The sequence below is a fragment of the Haloarchaeobius iranensis genome (genome assembly GCF_900103505.1).
Classification (GTDB): domain Archaea; phylum Halobacteriota; class Halobacteria; order Halobacteriales; family Natrialbaceae; genus Haloarchaeobius; species Haloarchaeobius iranensis.
Map to the genome: position 1 here is coordinate 1 of NZ_FNIA01000026.1, position 15,466 is coordinate 15,466.

Genomic DNA, 15,466 nt, shown 5'->3' on the forward strand with positions numbered 1-15,466 from the left:
TTGAACCGACACGGACGAACGTGCTCGCGCACGCGTTCTTCTCGGAGTTACGCGAGAAACACGACGTCGATGACGCCGTGTTTCTCGTCGACGGTGCGACGCCGCTGAAAGACGCTTGCAACCGTCACGGGCTCGATTTCCGCTACGAGAAACACGGAAATCGCAACAGCGTCGAACGTGTCTTTCGAGAGGTAAAACGCAGAACTAACGCTTTCTCGAACTGTTTCAGTCACGCCGAAGCTGAAACTGCTGACGAGTGGCTCAAATCATTCGCCTTCGCATGGAATCAGCTAATCTGAACGCGACCGAACTGGACGCGAACGTGCCCTCGGACCCGCCGTCGACTCAGCTGTCGGCGGCGGACACGTAGCCGTCGTCGACGCGGTCGGCCAGCCCGAGGCGGACCAGCCAGTCGAGTTCGTGCCCGACCGTCTCGGTCCAGACGTCGGTCCAGGTGGTCGGGTTCTTGTGGCGCTCCCACTCCGGGATGGCGTCGCGCACGCGCTCGAAGGTCGCTTCGGCGCTGAGCGGTTCGTCCGTGTCGCGGAGCGCATCGAGGACCGCGTCGACGCCGAAGACGCCGTCGCGGAACGCCTCACGGAGGAACTCGGGGTCGGGGTCGCGCCGGACGCGGCTGTAGCCGGACGGCCCGCGCTCGACGAGGCCCAGCCCGCGGAGGAACGTGAGCCAGGTGGCGGCCTCGTCGCGGGAGACCAGGTCGGTGCGTTCGAGGATGCGGGCACAGCAGTCGTCCTGGCTGTCGGGGACCAGCGGGACCGCACGCTGTGCGTCCGCGACGAACGCGAGGTCGTCGGGCGCGGCCGGGACGTGTTTGACCTTCACAGTCCGAACGATTCCGCCAGTACCGCCTCGTCCGTCTCGCCGTACACCGCGGTCGAGCCACCGACCACGTCGACGGTGACCTGCGCCGGCGCGAACACGCTCTCGTCGACCTCGTAGAAGTCCCAGCCGGCGTCGTCGAACACCTGCTCGAACGGCTCGCCGTACTCCTCACGCGCGGAGGACGGGATCTCGTCGAAGCGGTCGAACTCCTCGCGGACGGTGAGGTGGACCTGCCCGCCGTAGGCCAGCGCGTCGTTCGTCCGGGCCATGGCGGCCTCCTCCGAGCCGGCGATGGGAGCGACGGGTGCGGTGCCGGACGCCGAGACCACGTCCCGCGGGTCGTAGCCGAGCTCGGAGAGGCGGAACACCGCGAGCTCCGCGGCCCGGGCCGCGATGCTGACGCTGCCGGCGAGGCTGGCGGTTCGGAACCCCACGAGGAAGACGGAGGAGGGGTTCGTCTCGGTCATGTCGGCGACGTGCTCGGCGACGGCCTCGCCCGGGAGCGCGTCGGACTCGACGGTCAACACCGTCAGGTCGAAGGCGTCGTGGTAGCCGATCTTCCGGAACACGTCCTCGGTACCGACGAGTGCTCGGGCCGGGCCGCTACCCAGGCCCTCGAAGTCCTCGACGCCGACCTCCCAGCCGGCCTTCTGGGAGCACAGCAGCGCGAGGTCCGGGTGGTCGGTGGCGAGGTCGACGTACCGCAGCGGCGCGCCGGCGACCTCGTCCATGCGTGTCTGGACGGTCGCCATCCCCGCCGTCTGTATCTCGGTGAGCAGCGTGCCGGCCTCGATACCGCCGTCGAAGTCGACGCCGAAGTCGAGCACCGTCGCCTCGTTCTCCAGTTCGTACGCGCCGACGTCGAGTACCTCCGCGAAGTCGATGGCCTCGTCCACGAGCTCGATGGCCATCCGGTTGAGACTCTCCATGCTCGGCCGTTGTGCGCCTCCGCGTAAATGGTTTCAGTTCTCGCCGGAGCGCGCCTCGCGGCCGAGATGTTCCTCGACGGCGTCGACCTTCGCGTCGGCCGTCGTCTCGACCGCGCGCTTGTCGTCGATCTTGAGGAACGTCGAGACGCGGTCGCCGTCGACCGCCTCGTGGGCCGCCTGGGCGGCGGCGAAGACGGTCGCGGCGTCGTCGGCCTCGATGGTCGTCCCCATTGGCGTCGTCTCGTAGGAGACGTCGAACTCGTCGAGCGCCGCGACGGCCTCCGCCACCGCCGCGGCCATGCTCCCCTCGACGACGGGCGCGACCGAGAGGAAGGCGACGGTCGTCATTCCTCGTCGGTGAGGTGGACGGTGACCATACCGTCGAAGTTCAGCAGGATGCGCTGGGTGAGGTCACCGAACAGCGCCTTCCCGCTGGGCGAACGCCGTCGGCCCGCGATGAACAGGTGGTCGCACTCGTGGTCGTCGGCGATATCGAGGATCGTCTCCTCCTCGTGGCCCACCGCGGCGATGACGTCGTAGTCCACGTCGACGTCCGAGAGGGCGCGGCGACCGACCTCCGCGGCGAGCCGCTTCGCCTCGGTCTCGGCCTCGTCGAGCGAGTAGCCACCCGTCTTGCTCTCCAGTCGCGATGACATCCGCTCGTCGTACTCCTCGTCGGGCATCACGTGGAGCAGACGTAGCTCCGCCCCCGTTCCGGCTGCAACCTCGCCTGCTTCGTGTACGAGTTCGCGAGTCGTCGCCGATCTGTTCCGGATGACTACGAGTATTCGTTCCATGACTGACCTGTTCAGGTGGAGTTTAAAAATGATTGTCGGTGTCAGTCGACCACACCCACGTCAGTGGTACGCACGCTCCTCGTCGGATTCGAGGAGTCGGCGGAGGAGCCACTCCGCGCCCAGGCCGACGAGCATCACGGCGGACGCGACGAGGAGGTAGTAGACGACCAGCTCGACGACCACGGCGGCGGGGAGGATGACCAGCCCCAGCAGGAACGTCAGCGTCGCCAGCGCCGTCAGCGGGAGCACCAGCCAGTGCATGAGCACCGAGCGCTGTGCGAAGTCCCAGGCCGACGACAGTCCGGCTCGTGTCATAATTAATATTACATTTCTAGTGATAAAAGACTTGCCCTCAGAGCCGTCGCTCGACTGCACGGTACGTCGCCGCGAACGTCGTCGGGCCGCGGATGACCTCGCCCGCCAGCTGGAACGCGTTCAGCGTCACGTCCGTCTCAGCGCCGTCGAGGACGACCGCCCAGGTGCCGCCCTCCGGCTTCGTCCACTCGCCGTCGTGTGCCGACAGCAGCGTCTCGCCGAAGTAGCTCCCCAGTGCCAGCACCGTCGCCGTGTCGGCGTCGCTCGTCGCCGCGAGGTCGTCCGCGGCGGCGAGGGAGTCCAGCGAGCCGTCGAGGTCGGGATGTGCACCCGAAAGCGTCGCCGCCTGCTCGGCGAACGCCGCCGTCGGGTCCGGCGCCGGCTCGTCGTCGGTATCGGTGGCCTGCTGCCCGGGGGCCCCGGTGGTCGTTGCTCCCGTCTCGGTCGTCGCCCGTGACCCCGTCTCCTGCGGCCCCGCACTGGTCCTGTCCGGCCCCGCGTCGCTCGTGGCTTTCCCGTCCAGTGTTCCCGTTCCGCCACGGTCGAACAGGCCCGAGAGTCGCTCGATGAAACCCATCACTTTGATTCGACGGTTCGAGAGGTAAAAACTTGGGCCGCAGAGTGAATGTGGAACCGGCTGGTAGCGGCGCAGTATCGCGATTCGTTGGGTATCTGTGATGTCCGGGGACGTGTGGCTCCCGGTGCCGAACCGACCATGCAGCCGGGTTCTTCGGCCCCGGCAGTCTCGGTGTTGGGGCCCCCTTCGGGTGGAGTCACCTTCGGCCGGTGCCTGCATCGGCACGCGGTGCTCGTCGGGTGCGGCGGCGAGAGAACTGCGCTGGACGGGAGTCGGGTCACGGTCGCGCCACCCCGTTTCGCTCCCCGACTCGAATCCCACGGCGATTTCAGCGCGACCAGACTCGTCGCTTCGCTCCTCGTCGTCGGTCACACAGAAATGCGCTGGCCGGGATTTGAACCCTGCCAGACGCGCTCGCTCACTTCGTTCGCTGTGCGCGACTGGCAGGGTTCAAATCAGGGCGATTTTGGCATTTTGGCCGACTCGCTGCGCTCGTTGCCGTGAAATTACAAAAATGCGCTGGCTGGGATTTGAACCCAGGTTGTGACCATGGCAAGGTCACGTGATACCACTACACTACCAGCGCCCGTTCGCATTCTCAACAACTGCGGGAATAAATAAAAGGCTTCCGAATCGGTCGCCCTACGGCAGATAGAAACACACGACGGAGCCGGGACGTTTTATATTACTCTACCGCCTGCACGCGTATGGTAAAGTCCATACTGTCGGCGGCCGGGCGTCGTGTCAACGCGAAACACCCATCTTCGGGCGTGTGGAGCCGTCACAACCGAGAAAACAATCCGGCACCCTTTTATCCGATACCGGAATAACATCGGCACAGTCTAGTGACGAGGCGTCGAAGCGTCACGGCATGACAGTCAGCGTACTCGTGCCGTCGTCCCTCGTCCGGGAAGCCGAGGACAAACGCGAGGCTACTCGCAAACTCGGTTACGTCGCCCGCGCGGCGACGGTGTTCCGGACAGATCGCCTCGTCGTCTTCGACGACGAAGACGGCGAACGCAGATGGGGCGGCGGGTTCGTAAGCACGGTACTCGCCTACGCGGCAACGCCCCCGTACCTCCGAAAGGAAGCGTGGGGGCAGCGAGGCGAACTGGAGTACGCGGGCGTCCTGCCGCCGCTCCGCGCCACGTCACAGACCGGCTCCGAATCGAACGGTTCGGGGTCGTTAAGACAGGGAATCGTGACCGAGGTCGGACCTGACAGGCGCGTACGGGTCAATTGCGGCTTGCAACACCCGATCTCCCTCGTGACGCCCCCAGAAATGGGCGCACTCACGGAGGGGGAGCGCGTGACCGTCAGGGTCTCTTCGCGACGTCCGGTCCGTGCGAGACTGGTCGACGACCCCCTCCCGGGGCTGTCAGTCGAACGCATGGACCTGCAGGCGGCGCTCGGCCGTGAGGACGCCGGGTTCCGTATCGCGACCTCGCGCCACGGTGAATCGCTCACCGTGGGGCGACTCGCGAGCCTGGCCGGACGTGTCGAGGCCGATGGGGCGACCATCGCCTTCGGCGCGCCCGAGAGAGGGCTGCCTGCGATACTCGGATTCCCCGAGGCCGATGTACCGGCCGGCGGGGACGAGGACGCCACCGAACCCATCGGCGGGTTCGACCTTTGGCTCAACTCGATTCCGAACCAGGGCAGTGAGGTCGTTCGCACCGAAGAAGCGGTGTTCGCGACGCTCGGACTGCTCACGCTCACAGAGTGATACGATGCCACAACCAAGCAGACCACGCAAAGGTTCGCTCGGGTTCGGCCCGCGGAAGCGCGCCTCTTCGGAGGTTCCGCGCTTCTCGAGCTGGCCGGACGACGACGGACAGCCGACGCTGCAGGGATTCGCCGGCTACAAGGCCGGTATGACACACGTGGTGATGATCAACGACGAGTCCAACTCCCCCCGCGAAGGGATGGAGGAGACCGTCCCAGTCACCATCGTGGAGACACCGCCCATGCGGGCGGTTGCCCTGCGAGCGTACGAGGACACGCCGTACGGAAAGCGTCCGCTCACGGAGGTCTGGACCGACGAGTTCCACGACGAACTCGACCGCGTCCTGGACCTGCCGGAGGACGCAGACGACAACACCGACGAGCTCCACGAGGCGCTCGAAGCCGGTGACGTCGACGAGGTCCGGGCCATCACGCACACGGTCCCCTCCGACGTCTCCGGTGTGCCGAAGAAGAAGCCCGACGTGATGGAGACCCGCATCGGCGGGAGCTCCATCCAGGAACGGGTCGACTTCGGCCTCGAACTCGTCGAGGACGGCGGCGTCCACGAGATGAACGACACCTTCCGCGCCGGTGAGTACACCGACGTCTCCGGCGTCACGAAGGGCAAGGGCACCCAGGGCCCCGTCAAGCGCTGGGGCGTCCAGAAACGAAAGGGCAAACACGCCCGCCAGGGATGGCGCCGACGCATCGGTAACCTCGGCCCGTGGAACCCGAGCCGCGTTCGCTCGACGGTTCCCCAGCAGGGTCAGACCGGGTACCACCAGCGCACGGAGCTGAACAAGCGCCTCATCGACATCGGCGACGCGGAGGATGTCGACGACGTGAACGTCGACGGCGGCTTCGTCAACTACGGCGAGGTCAGCGGTCCGTTCACGCTCGTGAAGGGTTCGCTCCCGGGTCCGGACCAGCGTCTGCTGCGCTTCCGCCCGGCCATCCGACCGAACGACCAGCCGCGCCTCGACCCCGAGGTGCGGTTCGTCTCCACAGCATCGAACCAGGGATAAACCATGCAGGCAACCATCTACGACCTGGACGGCGAGGAGACAGGCACGCTCGACCTGCCGGAGGTCTTCGAGAGCCGGTACCGACCGGACCTCATCCGACGTGCCGTCAGCGCCGCCCAGGCCAACCGGAAGCAGGAGTACGGTGCCGACGAGTACGCCGGCATGCGTACCTCCGCTGAATCGTTCGGCTCCGGCCGCGGCATGGCACACGTGCCGCGGTCGAACGGCCAGGGTGCCCGCGTTCCCCAGGCGGTCGGGGGTCGCAAGGCACACCCGCCGAAGGCCGAGAAGAAGCAGGGCGAGGACGTCAACACCAAGGAGCGCAAGCAGGCGTTCCGCAGTGCGCTGGCCGCGACCGTCGACGCAGAGCGCGTCGCCGAGCGCGGACACGCGTTCGACGATGACCTCGCGCTGCCCGTCGTCGTCGCCGACGACTTCGAGGACCTGCTGAAGACTCAGGAGGTCGTCAGCTTCCTCGAGGGCATCGGCGCCCACGACGACGTCGAGCGCGCCGACGAGGGGCGCTCCATCCGTGCTGGCCGTGGGAAGACCCGTGGCCGCAAGTACAAGCAGCCGAAGTCGCTGCTCTTCGTCACCTCCAGCGAGGCCGGCCCGTCGAAGGCCGCACGTAACCTCGCCGGTGTCGACGTGGCGACCGCGTCGAACGTCAACGTCGAGGACCTCGCGCCCGGCGCGCACCCGGGCCGACTGACCGTGTTCACCGAGTCCGCCGTCGCAGAGGTGGCCGACCGATGAGCTCGATCATCAAGTTCCCCCTCGTGACGGAGAAGGCGATGAACGACATGGACTTCGAGAACAAGCTCCAGTTCGTCGTCACGATGGACGCGACCAAGCCGCAGATCCGCGACGCCGTCGAGTCGCAGTTCGATGTCGGCGTCGAGAAGGTCAACACGCAGAACACGATGAACGGCAACAAGAAGGCAGTCGTCCGCCTCTCCGAGGATGACGACGCCCAGGAAGTCGCCTCGCGAATCGGGGTGTTCTGACACATGGGACGCAGAATCCAGGGTCAGCGCCGTGGCCGCGGTGGGCCGACGTTCCGTGCCCCCAGCCACCGATACAAGGCTGACCTCAAGCACAAGCAGACGGAGGACTCGGACGTCGTCAGCGGCACCATCGTCGACATCGAGCACGACCCCGCCCGGTCCGCACCGGTCGTGGCGGTCGAGTTCGAGGACGGCGACCGACGCCTCGTGCTCGCGCCCGAGGGCGTCACCGTCGGCGACGAACTGCAGGTCGGTGTCTCCGCCGAGATCGCACCCGGCAACACGCTCCCGCTCGCCGAGATCCCCGAGGGGGTCCCGGTGTGCAACATCGAGCGCCAGCCCGGTGACGGCGGCAAGTTCGCCCGTGCGTCGGGCACCAGCGCCGACCTCGTCACCCACGACCGGAAAGCGACGGTCGTCCAGCTGCCCAGCGGCGAGATGAAGCGCCTCGACCCGCAGTGCCGCGCCACCATCGGCGTGGTCGCTGGCGGTGGGCGCACGGAGAAGCCGTTCGTGAAGGCAGGCAACAAGTACCACAAGATGAAAGCGCGCGGCACCAAGTGGCCGAACGTCCGCGGCGTGGCGATGAACGCCGTCGACCACCCGTTCGGTGGCGGTGGCCGCCAGCATCCCGGCCGACCGAAGTCCGTCTCGCGGGACGCACCGCCGGGACGGAAGGTCGGTGACATCGCCTCCCGGAAGACCGGTCGAGGTGGCAAAGAATGAGTTCCGAGTACCGAACCGGCCGTGAGGGTGAGGAGTTCACCTACCGCGGTCACACGCTCGACGAGTTGCAGGAGATGAGCATCGACGAAGTCGCGGAACTGCTCCCCGCTCGCCAGCGGCGAAGTATCGAGCGCGGCCTCTCCGTGGAGAAGGAGAAACTCCTCGAGAAGGCTCGCGACAAGACCGAGGAGGAGACGGCCAACGACCCGATCCGGACGCACCTGCGCGACGTGCCGGTGCTCCCGGAGTTCGTCGGCCTGACGTTCGCCGTCTACACCGGCCAGGCGTTCGAGCGCGTCAAGGTAGAACCCGAGATGATTGGGCACTACCTCGGCGAGTTCCAGCTCACACGCTCGTCCGTCACGCACGGACAGGCCGGCATCGGCGCGACCCGCTCCTCGAAGTTCGTGCCACTGAAGTGAGGTGAACAGAATGGGAATCAACTACAGCGTCGACGCGGACCCGGACACGACGGCCAAGGCCATGCTCCGGGAGCGTCACATGAGCCACAAGCACAGCAAGGCCGTCGCTCGCGCCATCAAAGGCAAGACCGTCGGCGAGGCCCGAGAGTATCTCGAGGCCGTCGTCGAGGGCGAGCGTTCGGTCCCGTTCAAGCAGCACAACAGCGGCGTCGGTCACCGCAGCGACATCGACGGCTGGGACGCGGGTCGCTACCCGGAGAAGGTCTCCAAGGCCTTCATCGACCTGCTCGGTAACGTCGTGAACAACGCGGACCAGCAGGGCTTCGACGGCGAGACGATGGAGATCGTCCACGTCGCCGCCCACAAGGTCGGCGAGTCGCCCGGCCGAAAGCCCCGCGCGATGGGGCGTGCCTCGGCGTGGAACACGCCGCAGGTCGACGTCGAACTCATCGTCGAGGAGGTCGAGAACTAATGGCAGACGAACACCAGTTCATCGAAGACGGACTGCAGAAGTCCCAGATTGACGAGTTCTTCGCCGAAGAGCTCGGTCGCGCGGGCTACGGCGGCATGGAGGTCGCCAAGACCCCGATGGGCACACAGATCGTGCTCAAGGCCGAGAAGCCCGGAATGGTCATCGGCAAGGGCGGCGAGAACATCCGGAAGGTCACCACCACGCTCGAGGAGCGCTTCGACCTGGACGACCCGCAGATCGACGTGCAGGAGGTCGACGAACCCGACCTCAACGCACGCATCGTCGCGGACCGTCTCGCGAACGCCCTCGAACGCGGCTGGTACTTCCGCAAGGCAGGCCACACCACCCTCGAGCGCATCATGGACGCCGGCGCACTCGGTGCCGAGATCGTCCTCTCGGGGAAGGTCACTGGCGCTCGCTCGCGCGTCGAGAAGTTCAACGACGGCTACATCAAGCACAACGGCGAGCCCGCCGAGACCATCGTCGACGAGGGTCAGGGCGTCGCCGTGATGAAGCTCGGTACCATCGGCGTGACGGTGAAGATCATCCCGCCGGAGGCCGAGCTGCCGGACGACTTCGAGATCTACGACGACGCGGACGTCGAGGAGCTCGCACCGGAGGCCGTCGAGGCCAACGAGTCCGTCGAGGAGCTGCTCGAGGAGCCCGAGGAGGGCGAGCTCGAGGAGCTGCAGGCCGAGGCCGCCGAGGCCGAGGCGGAGGACGAGGACAGCGAGGTCGAGGAGGAAGTCGTCGAGGAGGTCGTCGAAGAGACGCCCGACGAGTTCGACGACGAGGAGGTCGAGGTTCCCAGCGACGACGACGTCGCCGAGGAGCTCGACGAGCTCGACGAGGCTGTCGAGGAAGAGGCCGCCGCGATGGTCGAGGAGATGGACGCCGCGGACGACGAGGAGGAGGAGTAACCGATGGCGATCCTTCGACCCAGCGAGATCCGCGACCTCACCGCGCGTGAGCGCGAGGAAGAGCTCGACGAACTCGAGACGGAACTGCTGAACGCGAAGGCCGTGCAGGCCGCCGGTGGCGCCCCGGAGAACCCGGGCCGCATCGGCGAGCTCCGCAAGACCATCGCGCGCATCAAGACGATTCAGCAGGAAGAAGGCGACTTCGAGGACGACGAATAATGGCGCTGACACCCGAGACACTCCCCAGGCACGAACTCAACGGCCACTGGGTGACCGTGGTCGACGCGACGAACCCCGACCTCGTCGGGATAGCCGGGCGTGTCGTCGTCGAGACGACGAACACGCTCCACGTCGACCCGGCACCGGCCGGTTCGGCCGAGGGAGACACTCGGGTGCGCCAGGTGCCCAAACGCGGTACGACGTTCGAGTTTCGGCTCACAGATGAAACCGCCGACCCCGCGAAGGGGTCGGGGACCGCTTCCGAACCGGACCACCCTACCGGCGAGGACGCGGCCCACGTTACGGTGGATGGAGCCAGACTGCTCTCACGACCCGCACTGCGCACCGAAACGACAGGTGATTCGAAATGGCGATAGGACTTGACGTAACCAAACCTCCGGAACCTGAAGACCCGGAGACATACGACTACGAGAAGTGTCCGTTCTACGGTGACCTCTCCGTTCGAGGGCAGACCCTCGAAGGCGAGGTCGTCTCGACGGACATGGAGAAGACCGTGGTCGTCGAGCGGGAGTACGACGTTCACGTACCGAAATACGACCGGTACATGAAGCGTCGGTCGCGCGTTCCGGCACACGTGCCGGGCGTGCTCGAGCCCGAAGTCGGCGATACGGTCCGAATAGCAGAGTGCCGACCACTGTCGAAGACGAAATCGCACGTGGTCGTCGAGATAACCGATTCCGAAGGAGGTGACGCCTGATGGAGGCTCTGAAGGCCGACGTCACGCAGGGCCTCGAGAAGGGGTCGCTGATTCACTGTTCCGACAACAGCGGTGCCCGGCAGCTGAAGATCATCTCGGTCTCCGGCTACCACGGCACCAAGAATCGGCACCCCAAAGCTGGCATCGGCGACAAGGTGACCGTCTCGGTGACCAAGGGGACGCCCGAAGAGCGTCGCCAGGTCAAGGAGGCAGTCATCATCCGCCAGCGCAAGCCCATCCGCCGTCCCGACGGCACGCGCGTGAAGTTCGAGGACAACGCGGCCGTCCTCGTCAACGAGAACGAGGAACCGCAGGGCTCGGAGATCAAGGGCCCCATCGCGCGTGAGGTCGCAGAGCGCTTCGGAAGCGTCGCATCCACGGCTACGATGATAGTATGACACGACAACCACGCAAACAGCGCAACCAGACCGAGCACGCGCCCCTGCACCAGAAGGGCAAGCAGCTCAACGCGACGCTGTCGGCGGACCTCCGCGAGGAGTACGACAAGCGTCGTGCCCGCATCAACGCGGGCGACACGGTCGAGGTCATGCGCGGCGACTTCGCGGGCGAAGAGGGCGAGGTCCTCAACGTCGACGTGAAGGCCGGCACGATCTCGGTGGAGGAGGTCACGCTCGAGACCGCCGACGGCGAGGAAGTGCCGCGGCGGCTGGAGCCGTCGAACGTCCGTCTCACGGAGCTGGACCTCGAGGACGAGGTGCGGGAAGCACGTCTGGAAGGTGATGACGAATGACCAAGCACCAGAAGCGACTCTCCGTTCCGAACTCCTGGCCGGTCGAGCGAAAGACGAACACGTTCACGGTGAAGGCCGACTCCGGCCCGCACGGCGAGGCCGGCGTTCCGCTGGTCATCCTCCTGCGGGACGTGCTCGGCTACGTCGACTCGAAGAAGGAGGCCCGCTACGCGCTCAACCAGGACACCGTCCTGGTCAACGGCGTCGCGGTCTCCGACGAACAGCGCCCCATCGGCATGTTCGACATCGTCGCGTTCACCGAGCGTGACGAGTACTACCGCGTCTTCCCCGACGAGGGTGGTCGGCTCTCGCTGACCCCCATCGACGAGGCCGACGCGGGCTCGAAGCTGGGCAAGATCGTCGGCAAGCGCCAGGTCACTGGCGGCGAGACGCAGCTCACGCTGCACGACGGTCAGACCCTCCAGCTCGAGGACGCAGCCGACTACGGCGGGAACGACTCGCTCGTCGTCTCCAACGAGGGGACCGAGATCGTCGCGCACTTCCCGTACGAGGAGGGCGCGCTCGTCACGGCCGTCGCCGGCAGCCACGCCGGCGAGGTCGGCGAGATCGAGGACATCGACGTCACGCCTGGGTCGGGCTCGAACACGGTCACCGTCACGCAGGACGACGGCCAGTTCGAGACCATCGAGGAGTACGTCGTCGTCATCGACGAGAACTTCGTCGGAGGTGACGACTGATGTCGGAAGCCGAGTTCCACGAGATGCGTGAGCCCACCATCGAGAAGGTCGTCGTCCACATGGGCGTCGGCGAGGGTGGCCGCGAGCTCGCGAACGCGGAGGACATCATCGAGGCGGTCACGGGTCAGGAGTCCGTCCGGACCAAGGCCAAGTCGACGATGCCGGACTTCGGCATCCGTCAGGGCGACCCCATCGGCACGAAGGTCACACTTCGCGGCGAGGACGCCCACGAGTTCCTCGAGACAGCACTGGCGCTCGCCGACGTCGCCGAGAGCCAGTTCGACGAGACCGGCAACTTCAGCTTCGGCATCGAGGAGCACACGGACTTCCCGTCCCAGGAGTACGACCCGAACGTCGGGATCTTCGGGCTGGACGTCACGGTCAACCTCGTCCGGCCGGGCTACCGCGTCACCAAGCGCGACAAGCGGTCCCAGCAGATCCCGTCGAAACACCGCCTCGACGCGGAGGACGCAGTGACCTTCGTCGAGGCCAACTTCGACGTCGAGGTGACACGATGAGCGAAAGCGAAGAACGAGACACCGGCGAGCACGCCGCAAAGCGAACCGGTCAGATGGAGGAGTGCCAGCGCTGTGGCCGCAAGCAGGGCCTCGTAGGCAAGTACGATATCTGGCTGTGTCGGCAGTGCTTCCGAGAGATTGCCCGCGACATGGGCTTCAACAAGTACCGATAACAATGACAGGTAACGACCCATTCAGCAACGCGCTCTCCGGCATCGACAACGCCGAGGGCGTCGGGCATCTCACGCACACGGTATCGCCCGCCTCGAACGAGATCGGGAGCGTGCTCGAGGTCTTCTACGACCGCGGGTACATCGACGGCTTCGAGTTCGTCGACGACGGCAAGTCCGGTCACTTCGAGGTCGAACTGAAAGGTGCGATAAACGAATGCGGCCCCGTCAAACCGCGCTACTCCGTCGCGTCCGACGAGTTCGAGACGTGGGAGAAGCGGTTCCTGCCGGCACGCGACTACGGTGCGCTCATCGTGACGACCAGCCAGGGCGTCATGAGCCACTACGAGGCGCGCGAGCAGGGAGTCGGTGGCCAGGTTATCGCATACGTGTACTAAGACAATGCGAGTAGAACTGGACATTCCGGACGACGTAACAGCCGAGATGGACCATCTCGACCTCACGGTCGAGGGTCCGAACGGGTCGGTCACACGCCGACTCTGGTTCCCCGACATCACCGTGAGCGTCGAGGGCGACCAGGTCGTCGTCGAGTCCGACGCATCCGACGCGAAGACGAACGCAACCGTCGGCACCTTCGAGAGTCACATCACCAACATGTTCCACGGTGTGACCGACGGATGGGAGTACGAGATGGAGGTCTTCTACTCCCACTTCCCGATGAAGGTGCAGGCCGACGGCGGCGAAGTCGTCATCGAGAACTTCCTCGGCGAGAAGGCACCGCGACGAACGAACATCCACGGCGACACCGACGTGCAGGTCGACGGCGAGGAGCTGACCCTCTCCGGCCCTGACAAGGAAGCCGTCGGACAGACCGCCGCCGACATCGAGCAGTTGACCCGCGTCAGCGGGAAGGACACTCGCGTGTTCCAGGACGGCGTCTACATCACGAAGAAACCCGCCAAGGGAGGTGCCTAACGCATGGCAGACGACCCACAGGAACTCGAAGACATCAGCGGTGTCGGCGAGTCCAAGGCCGAGGCGCTCCGCGCCGCCGGCTACGAGACCGTCGAGGACGTGAAGGCCGCGTCGCAGTCCGATCTCTCGGACGTCGAGGGCATCGGCAACGCGCTCGCCGCCCGTATCAAGGCCGACGTCGGTGACCTCGAAGTCAGCGAGGACACCGAGGCCGAGATCGAGGGCGACGAGGAGGACGAGGCCGAGGAGGACGTGGAGACCGAACTCCAGCCCCGCGGCCTCGCCGACAAGACGCCCGAGCTCTCCGACGAGCACCAGCGGCTGCTCGACCAGCGACGGACGGTCGGCAAGCCCGCCTTCAGGCGGCAGGACTACCACAAGAAGAAGCGCACGCCAGAGGCGTGGCGGCGCCCCACCGGCGGCCTCTCGAAGCAGCGACGCGGTGTCAAGGGCAAGGGCCCGAAGGTCGAGGCCGGCTTCCGGACCCCGAAGGCGGTGCGCGGCAAGCACCCCTCGGGCTTCGAGGAGGTCTACGTGCACAACGTGGACGACCTCGAGGGTGTCGACGGCGACACGGAAGCGGTCCGCATCGCCTCCAAGGTCGGCGCTCGCAAGCGCGAGCGCATCGAGGAGCGTGCGGAGGAGAACGGCATTCGCGTGCTGAACCCGACCTACGTCGAAGTCGAGGTGGATTCGGATGACTGATCTGTCCGCCCAGAAGCGACTGGCCGCAGACGTCCTCGACGTCGGGCAGAACCGCGTCTGGTTCGACCCGGACGCGCAGTCCGACATCTCGGAGGCGATCACCCGAGAGGACATCCGCGAGCTGGTCGACGACGGAACGATTCGCGCGGAGGAGAAGCGCGGCAACTCCAAGGGTCGCTCCCGCGAGCGGAAGGCCAAGCGCGCCTACGGCCACCAGAAGGGCCCGGGCAAGCGCCGCGGCAAGAAGGGGGGGCGGTCCGACCCGAAGAAGGACTGGCAGAACCGCATCAGAGCGCAGCGAAAGAAGCTCCACGAACTCCGTGCTGAGGGCGAGATCGACCGCACCCAGTACCGCGAGCTCTACAACAAGGCCCGCGGTGGCGAGTTCCGGAGCGTCCAGTACCTGCTGAACTACATCGAAAACAACTACGGTGACCAATAATGGCGACAGGACCACGATATAAGGTTCCGATGCGTCGTCGCCGCGAGGTCCGGACGGACTACCATCAGAGGTTGCGCCTGCTGAAATCCGGCAAGCCACGGCTCGTCGCTCGAAAGAGCAACAAGCACGCCACGGCGCAGCTGATAGTCCCCGGTACCCAGGGCGACGAGACACTCGCGAGTGCGACCTCGGAGGACCTGGCGGACTTCGGCTGGGAGGCGCCCACGGGCAACCTGCCCGCGGCGTACCTGACCGGACTCCTCGCAGGCAAGCGCGCACTCGACGCAGGCGTCGAGGAAGCGGTACTCGACATCGGCCTCAACACGGCGACACCCGGTTCGAAGGTGTTCGCGGTGCAGGAGGGCGCTATCGACGCCGGCCTCGACATCCCGCACAACGACGACGTACTGGCCGAGTGGCCACGGAACCGCGGCGAGCACATCGCCGAGTACGCTGAGCAACTCGACGAGCCGCTCTACAGCGGTGACTTCGACGCAACAGACCTTCCCGAGCACTTCGACGAAGTGCGCGAGACCCTGATGGAGCGATAA

Annotated in this window: 26 protein-coding genes, 1 tRNA gene and 2 pseudogenes; 22 read left to right on the forward strand and 7 right to left on the reverse strand. The window is 66.2% G+C overall.

Annotated features, from left to right (window positions below; genetic code table 11):
• Window positions 1-299 (forward strand): annotated as a pseudogene (locus BLT27_RS16280) (IS6 family transposase); the annotation flags it as partial.
• Between the two features lie 46 nt (window positions 300-345).
• Here BLT27_RS16280 and BLT27_RS16285 read toward each other — a convergent pair.
• From BLT27_RS16285 to BLT27_RS16315, 7 genes are all read right to left on the reverse strand, one after another.
• A complete protein-coding gene (locus BLT27_RS16285; protein ID WP_089735806.1) occupies window positions 346-843 on the reverse strand; it encodes a double winged helix-containing putative transcriptional regulator in 498 nt (165 codons plus the stop codon).
• A complete protein-coding gene (gene mch, locus BLT27_RS16290; RefSeq protein ID WP_089735809.1) occupies window positions 840-1,772 on the reverse strand; it encodes a methenyltetrahydromethanopterin cyclohydrolase in 933 nt (310 codons plus the stop codon). Before mch ends, BLT27_RS16285 begins: the two co-directional genes overlap by 4 nt.
• Window positions 1,773-1,805: 33 nt before the next feature.
• Window positions 1,806-2,120, reverse strand: a complete 315-nt coding sequence (locus BLT27_RS16295) for an MTH1187 family thiamine-binding protein (RefSeq protein WP_089735811.1) — start codon at window positions 2,118-2,120, stop codon at window positions 1,806-1,808.
• The gene (locus tag BLT27_RS16300) at window positions 2,117-2,569 is read right to left on the reverse strand and encodes a universal stress protein (protein ID WP_089735814.1); all 453 of its coding nucleotides are present in this window, start codon (window positions 2,567-2,569) and stop codon (window positions 2,117-2,119) included. Before BLT27_RS16300 ends, BLT27_RS16295 begins: the two co-directional genes overlap by 4 nt.
• Before the next feature lie 60 nt (window positions 2,570-2,629).
• A complete protein-coding gene (locus tag BLT27_RS16305) occupies window positions 2,630-2,884 on the reverse strand; it encodes a hypothetical protein (protein WP_089735816.1) in 255 nt (84 codons plus the stop codon).
• A 37-nt stretch (window positions 2,885-2,921) separates the two neighbouring features.
• Window positions 2,922-3,461 carry a hypothetical protein gene (locus tag BLT27_RS16310; protein ID WP_089735818.1) on the reverse strand — a complete coding sequence of 180 codons (540 nt, stop codon included), beginning with the start codon at window positions 3,459-3,461 and terminating at the stop codon, window positions 2,922-2,924.
• A gap of 515 nt (window positions 3,462-3,976) precedes the next feature.
• Window positions 3,977-4,047: transfer RNA gene (locus BLT27_RS16315), tRNA-Gly, on the reverse strand.
• A 285-nt stretch (window positions 4,048-4,332) separates the two neighbouring features.
• Between BLT27_RS16315 and BLT27_RS16320 the strand changes: the two genes are divergently transcribed.
• The 21 genes and pseudogenes from BLT27_RS16320 to BLT27_RS16420 all read left to right on the forward strand — a co-directional run bounded on the left by BLT27_RS16320 (window position 4,333) and on the right by BLT27_RS16420 (window position 15,466).
• On the forward strand, window positions 4,333-5,187 hold the full coding sequence (locus BLT27_RS16320; protein WP_089735820.1) for a putative RNA uridine N3 methyltransferase: 855 nt from the start codon (window positions 4,333-4,335) through the stop codon (window positions 5,185-5,187).
• Window positions 5,188-5,191: 4 nt separating this feature from the next.
• A complete protein-coding gene (locus BLT27_RS16325) occupies window positions 5,192-6,211 on the forward strand; it encodes a 50S ribosomal protein L3 (RefSeq protein ID WP_089735822.1) in 1,020 nt (339 codons plus the stop codon).
• A gap of 3 nt (window positions 6,212-6,214) precedes the next feature.
• Window positions 6,215-6,967 carry a 50S ribosomal protein L4 gene (gene rpl4p, locus BLT27_RS16330; protein WP_089735824.1) on the forward strand — a complete coding sequence of 251 codons (753 nt, stop codon included), beginning with the start codon at window positions 6,215-6,217 and terminating at the stop codon, window positions 6,965-6,967.
• A complete protein-coding gene (locus BLT27_RS16335; protein ID WP_089735825.1) occupies window positions 6,964-7,218 on the forward strand; it encodes a 50S ribosomal protein L23 in 255 nt (84 codons plus the stop codon). The genes rpl4p and BLT27_RS16335 overlap by 4 nt, the downstream gene beginning before the upstream one ends.
• Before the next feature lie 3 nt (window positions 7,219-7,221).
• Window positions 7,222-7,944 (forward strand): 50S ribosomal protein L2, encoded by a 723-nt coding sequence (locus tag BLT27_RS16340; RefSeq protein ID WP_089735827.1) that lies wholly within the window; start codon window positions 7,222-7,224, stop codon window positions 7,942-7,944.
• Window positions 7,941-8,366, forward strand: coding sequence for a 30S ribosomal protein S19 (locus BLT27_RS16345; RefSeq protein WP_089735829.1), 426 nt, complete (start codon window positions 7,941-7,943; stop codon window positions 8,364-8,366). The genes BLT27_RS16340 and BLT27_RS16345 overlap by 4 nt, the downstream gene beginning before the upstream one ends.
• Before the next feature lie 10 nt (window positions 8,367-8,376).
• Window positions 8,377-8,838 (forward strand): 50S ribosomal protein L22, encoded by a 462-nt coding sequence (locus BLT27_RS16350; protein ID WP_089735830.1) that lies wholly within the window; start codon window positions 8,377-8,379, stop codon window positions 8,836-8,838.
• Window positions 8,838-9,758, forward strand: coding sequence for a 30S ribosomal protein S3 (locus BLT27_RS16355; RefSeq protein ID WP_089735832.1), 921 nt, complete (start codon window positions 8,838-8,840; stop codon window positions 9,756-9,758). The genes BLT27_RS16350 and BLT27_RS16355 overlap by 1 nt, the downstream gene beginning before the upstream one ends.
• Window positions 9,759-9,761: 3 nt before the next feature.
• On the forward strand, window positions 9,762-9,977 hold the full coding sequence (gene rpmC, locus BLT27_RS16360) for a 50S ribosomal protein L29 (RefSeq protein ID WP_089735834.1): 216 nt from the start codon (window positions 9,762-9,764) through the stop codon (window positions 9,975-9,977).
• Complete coding sequence (locus BLT27_RS16365) at window positions 9,977-10,354, forward strand: ribonuclease P protein component 1 (RefSeq protein WP_089735836.1); 378 nt, start codon at window positions 9,977-9,979, stop codon at window positions 10,352-10,354. Before rpmC ends, BLT27_RS16365 begins: the two co-directional genes overlap by 1 nt.
• A pseudogene (locus BLT27_RS16370) lies at window positions 10,345-10,671 on the forward strand (30S ribosomal protein S17); the annotation flags it as partial. The gene BLT27_RS16365 and the pseudogene BLT27_RS16370, both read left to right, overlap by 10 nt.
• A 23-nt stretch (window positions 10,672-10,694) precedes the next feature.
• Complete coding sequence (locus BLT27_RS16375; RefSeq protein WP_089735840.1) at window positions 10,695-11,093, forward strand: 50S ribosomal protein L14; 399 nt, start codon at window positions 10,695-10,697, stop codon at window positions 11,091-11,093.
• A complete protein-coding gene (rplX, locus tag BLT27_RS16380) occupies window positions 11,090-11,446 on the forward strand; it encodes a 50S ribosomal protein L24 (protein ID WP_089735842.1) in 357 nt (118 codons plus the stop codon). Before BLT27_RS16375 ends, rplX begins: the two co-directional genes overlap by 4 nt.
• On the forward strand, window positions 11,443-12,144 hold the full coding sequence (locus tag BLT27_RS16385) for a 30S ribosomal protein S4e (RefSeq protein ID WP_089735844.1): 702 nt from the start codon (window positions 11,443-11,445) through the stop codon (window positions 12,142-12,144). Before rplX ends, BLT27_RS16385 begins: the two co-directional genes overlap by 4 nt.
• Window positions 12,144-12,662 carry a 50S ribosomal protein L5 gene (locus tag BLT27_RS16390; protein ID WP_089735846.1) on the forward strand — a complete coding sequence of 173 codons (519 nt, stop codon included), beginning with the start codon at window positions 12,144-12,146 and terminating at the stop codon, window positions 12,660-12,662. Before BLT27_RS16385 ends, BLT27_RS16390 begins: the two co-directional genes overlap by 1 nt.
• Window positions 12,659-12,835 (forward strand): 30S ribosomal protein S14, encoded by a 177-nt coding sequence (locus BLT27_RS16395; RefSeq protein ID WP_089735848.1) that lies wholly within the window; start codon window positions 12,659-12,661, stop codon window positions 12,833-12,835. Before BLT27_RS16390 ends, BLT27_RS16395 begins: the two co-directional genes overlap by 4 nt.
• Window positions 12,836-12,837: 2 nt before the next feature.
• Entirely contained in the window at window positions 12,838-13,230 is a 393-nt protein-coding gene (locus tag BLT27_RS16400; protein WP_089735850.1) for a 30S ribosomal protein S8, read from the forward strand.
• Between the two features lie 4 nt (window positions 13,231-13,234).
• Entirely contained in the window at window positions 13,235-13,768 is a 534-nt protein-coding gene (locus BLT27_RS16405) for a 50S ribosomal protein L6 (protein ID WP_089735852.1), read from the forward strand.
• A gap of 3 nt (window positions 13,769-13,771) precedes the next feature.
• A complete protein-coding gene (locus BLT27_RS16410) occupies window positions 13,772-14,473 on the forward strand; it encodes a 50S ribosomal protein L32e (protein ID WP_089735854.1) in 702 nt (233 codons plus the stop codon).
• Window positions 14,466-14,915: a 50S ribosomal protein L19e gene (locus tag BLT27_RS16415; RefSeq protein ID WP_089735856.1), complete on the forward strand. Its 450-nt coding sequence runs from the start codon at window positions 14,466-14,468 to the stop codon at window positions 14,913-14,915. Before BLT27_RS16410 ends, BLT27_RS16415 begins: the two co-directional genes overlap by 8 nt.
• Window positions 14,915-15,466, forward strand: coding sequence for a 50S ribosomal protein L18 (locus BLT27_RS16420; RefSeq protein ID WP_089735857.1), 552 nt, complete (start codon window positions 14,915-14,917; stop codon window positions 15,464-15,466). The genes BLT27_RS16415 and BLT27_RS16420 overlap by 1 nt, the downstream gene beginning before the upstream one ends.

Coding starts and splice junctions, on each gene's coding strand:
- mch (WP_089735809.1), bottom strand. CDS start 1,772: ATGGAGAGTCTCAACCGGATGGCCATCGAGCTCGTGGACGAGGCCATC.
- BLT27_RS16295 (WP_089735811.1), bottom strand. CDS start 2,120: ATGACGACCGTCGCCTTCCTCTCGGTCGCGCCCGTCGTCGAGGGGAGC.
- BLT27_RS16300 (WP_089735814.1), bottom strand. CDS start 2,569: ATGGAACGAATACTCGTAGTCATCCGGAACAGATCGGCGACGACTCGC.
- BLT27_RS16305 (WP_089735816.1), bottom strand. CDS start 2,884: ATGACACGAGCCGGACTGTCGTCGGCCTGGGACTTCGCACAGCGCTCG.
- BLT27_RS16310 (WP_089735818.1), bottom strand. CDS start 3,461: ATGGGTTTCATCGAGCGACTCTCGGGCCTGTTCGACCGTGGCGGAACG.
- BLT27_RS16320 (WP_089735820.1), top strand. CDS start 4,333: ATGACAGTCAGCGTACTCGTGCCGTCGTCCCTCGTCCGGGAAGCCGAG.
- BLT27_RS16325 (WP_089735822.1), top strand. CDS start 5,192: ATGCCACAACCAAGCAGACCACGCAAAGGTTCGCTCGGGTTCGGCCCG.
- rpl4p (WP_089735824.1), top strand. CDS start 6,215: ATGCAGGCAACCATCTACGACCTGGACGGCGAGGAGACAGGCACGCTC.
- BLT27_RS16335 (WP_089735825.1), top strand. CDS start 6,964: ATGAGCTCGATCATCAAGTTCCCCCTCGTGACGGAGAAGGCGATGAAC.
- BLT27_RS16340 (WP_089735827.1), top strand. CDS start 7,222: ATGGGACGCAGAATCCAGGGTCAGCGCCGTGGCCGCGGTGGGCCGACG.
- BLT27_RS16345 (WP_089735829.1), top strand. CDS start 7,941: ATGAGTTCCGAGTACCGAACCGGCCGTGAGGGTGAGGAGTTCACCTAC.
- BLT27_RS16350 (WP_089735830.1), top strand. CDS start 8,377: ATGGGAATCAACTACAGCGTCGACGCGGACCCGGACACGACGGCCAAG.
- BLT27_RS16355 (WP_089735832.1), top strand. CDS start 8,838: ATGGCAGACGAACACCAGTTCATCGAAGACGGACTGCAGAAGTCCCAG.
- rpmC (WP_089735834.1), top strand. CDS start 9,762: ATGGCGATCCTTCGACCCAGCGAGATCCGCGACCTCACCGCGCGTGAG.
- BLT27_RS16365 (WP_089735836.1), top strand. CDS start 9,977: ATGGCGCTGACACCCGAGACACTCCCCAGGCACGAACTCAACGGCCAC.
- BLT27_RS16375 (WP_089735840.1), top strand. CDS start 10,695: ATGGAGGCTCTGAAGGCCGACGTCACGCAGGGCCTCGAGAAGGGGTCG.
- rplX (WP_089735842.1), top strand. CDS start 11,090: ATGACACGACAACCACGCAAACAGCGCAACCAGACCGAGCACGCGCCC.
- BLT27_RS16385 (WP_089735844.1), top strand. CDS start 11,443: ATGACCAAGCACCAGAAGCGACTCTCCGTTCCGAACTCCTGGCCGGTC.
- BLT27_RS16390 (WP_089735846.1), top strand. CDS start 12,144: ATGTCGGAAGCCGAGTTCCACGAGATGCGTGAGCCCACCATCGAGAAG.
- BLT27_RS16395 (WP_089735848.1), top strand. CDS start 12,659: ATGAGCGAAAGCGAAGAACGAGACACCGGCGAGCACGCCGCAAAGCGA.
- BLT27_RS16400 (WP_089735850.1), top strand. CDS start 12,838: ATGACAGGTAACGACCCATTCAGCAACGCGCTCTCCGGCATCGACAAC.
- BLT27_RS16405 (WP_089735852.1), top strand. CDS start 13,235: ATGCGAGTAGAACTGGACATTCCGGACGACGTAACAGCCGAGATGGAC.
- BLT27_RS16410 (WP_089735854.1), top strand. CDS start 13,772: ATGGCAGACGACCCACAGGAACTCGAAGACATCAGCGGTGTCGGCGAG.
- BLT27_RS16415 (WP_089735856.1), top strand. CDS start 14,466: ATGACTGATCTGTCCGCCCAGAAGCGACTGGCCGCAGACGTCCTCGAC.
- BLT27_RS16420 (WP_089735857.1), top strand. CDS start 14,915: ATGGCGACAGGACCACGATATAAGGTTCCGATGCGTCGTCGCCGCGAG.